Source organism: Roseateles sp. (assembly GCF_031397715.1).
Taxonomy (GTDB): Bacteria; Pseudomonadota; Gammaproteobacteria; order Burkholderiales; family Burkholderiaceae_C; genus Paucibacter_A.
Window position 1 is genome coordinate 1 of the sequence record NZ_JANNMI010000210.1, and the last position, 2,542, is coordinate 2,542.

General features: G+C 62.3%; 1 protein-coding gene. It reads right to left on the reverse strand.

What is annotated here, in order from left to right:
- On the reverse strand, positions 1–2,542 hold a 2,542-nt coding region (locus RMO57_RS09265; RefSeq protein ID WP_310385958.1), incomplete at both ends, for a glutamate synthase central domain-containing protein.

Here is a 2,542-nt window from a genome sequence, read left to right on the forward strand (position 1 = left end):
CCTCGATCGAATAGATGTCGTGGTGCGGAGGCGGCGAGATCAATCCGACACCCGGCACCGAGTAACGCAGCATACCGATGTACTCGGACACCTTGCCGCCGGGCAGCTGACCGCCCTCGCCCGGCTTGGCGCCTTGGGCCATCTTGATCTGGATCTGGTCGGCGCTGACCAGGTATTCGGTCGTCACACCAAAGCGGCCGGACGCGACCTGCTTGATCTTGGAGCGCAGCGAGTCGCCTTCTTTGAGCTCGTAATCCACCGCGATGACCTTGTTGCCGATCACGTCGGAAACCTTGGTGCCGGCGACGATCTTGATGCCCTTGAGCTCGTTGCGGTAACGCGCAGGATCCTCGCCACCTTCGCCGGTATTGCTCTTACCCCCGATGCGGTTCATCGCCACGGCCAGCGTCGCATGCGCCTCGGTGCTGATCGAGCCCAGCGACATTGCGCCGGTGGCGAAACGCTTGACGATTTCTTTGGCCGACTCGACCTCGTCCAGCGGGATCGCCTTGCTCGGATCGAATTTGAACTCGAACAGGCCGCGCAAGGTCATGTGACGCTTGCTCTGGTCGTTGATGATCTGGGCGTATTCCTTGTAGGTGTCGAAGTTGCCGCCGTTCGGGGCTCTGGCGCTGTGCTGCAGCTTGGCGATCGCGTCGGGCGTCCACATATGCTCTTCACCACGTGCGCGCCAAGCGTACTCGCCGCCGGCGTCCAGCATGCTGTCCAGCACCGGGTCGTCACCGAAGGCCGCGCGGTGCAGGCGGATGCTTTCTTCGGCCACCTCGAACACACCGATGCCGCCGACTTGTGTGGGCGTGCCGCGGAAATACTTCTCGACAAAGTCACTCTGCAGGCCGATGGCTTCGAAGATCTGCGCGCCGCAGTAGGACATATAGGTCGAGATGCCCATCTTGGACATGATCTTGGACAGGCCCTTGCCGATGCCCTTGATGTAGTTGTAGATCGCTTTGTCAGCCGACAAGTCGCCCGGCAAACCGGCAGCGATATCGGCCAAGGTTTCGAGCGCCAGATAGGGGTGGACCGCCTCGGCGCCAAAGCCGGCCAGCACGGCGAAGTGATGGACTTCGCGGGCGCTGCCGGTCTCGACCACCAAGCCGGCGGTGGTGCGGCGGCCTTCACGCACCAGATGGTGGTGAATGGCGGACAGCGCCAGCAAGGCGGGGATCGCCACCCGGCTTTCGCTTAAACGCCGGTCGGTGATGATGAGAATGTTGTGACCGCTCTTGATCGCATCGACCGACTCGGCGCACAGCGAGGCCAGCTGCGCCTCGACGCCCTCATGGCCCCAGGCGAGCGGGTAGGTAATGTCGAGCTCATACGGCTTGAACTTGCCATGCGTGTGCGCTTCGATCTGGCGCAGACGGGCCATGTCCTTGAAGTCCAGCACCGGCTGCGACACTTCCAGCCGCATCGGCGGGTTGACCGCATTGATGTCCAGCAGATTGGGCTTGGGGCCGATGAAGCTGTTCAGCGACATCACGATCGCTTCGCGGATCGGGTCGATCGGCGGGTTGGTGACCTGGGCAAACAACTGTTTGAAGTAGTTGAACAACGGCTTGTCTTTGGACGACAAGACAGCCAGCGGCGAGTCATTGCCCATCGAGCCCAGCGCCTCTTCGCCATTGGCGGCCATCGGCGCCATCAGAAACTTGATGTCCTCCTGGGTGAAACCGAAGGCTTGCTGGCGGTCCAAGAGCGAGGATGCGAAGGCCGCAGGCTTGATGTCGGCGACGGCGATGTCGTCCAGCTTGACGCGCACGTTATCGATCCACTGCCGATACGGTCGGGCGTTAGCGTACTGGTTCTTCAGCTCTTCATCATCAATGATGCGGCCCTGCTCCAGGTCGATCAGGAACATCTTGCCGGGCTGCAGGCGCCACTTCTTGACGATTCTGTTCTCGGGGATCGGCAGCACGCCACTCTCGGACGCGAGGATGACCAGATCGTCGTCGGTGATGCAGTAGCGCGCCGGGCGCAGGCCATTGCGGTCGAGCGCGGCGCAGACCTGGCGGCCGTCGGTGAAGACCATCGCGGCCGGGCCGTCCCAGGGCTCCATCATCGCGGCGTGGTACTCATAAAAAGCACGGCGGCGCGGGTCCATCATCTCGTGCTGCTCCCAGGCTTCCGGGATCATCATCATGGCTGCGTGCGCGAGCGGGTAGCCGGCCATGGTCAGCAGCTCGATTGCGTTATCAAAAGTCGCGGTGTCGGACTGGTGCTCGAAACTGATCGGGTAGAGCTTGTCCAGATCGTCACCCAAGACCGGCGACTTCATCACGCCCTCGCGGGCGCGCATCCAGTTGAAGTTGCCCTTGACCGTGTTGATCTCGCCGTTGTGGGCGACCATGCGGTAAGGGTGAGCCAGCGGCCACTCGGGGAAGGTGTTGGTCGAAAAGCGCTGGTGCACCAGGGCGATCGCGGAGACCACACGCGGGTCGGCCAGGTCCTTGTAGTAACTGCCGACTTGATCGGCCAGCAACAGACCTTTGTAGATGATGGTGCGGCAGCTCATGCTGGG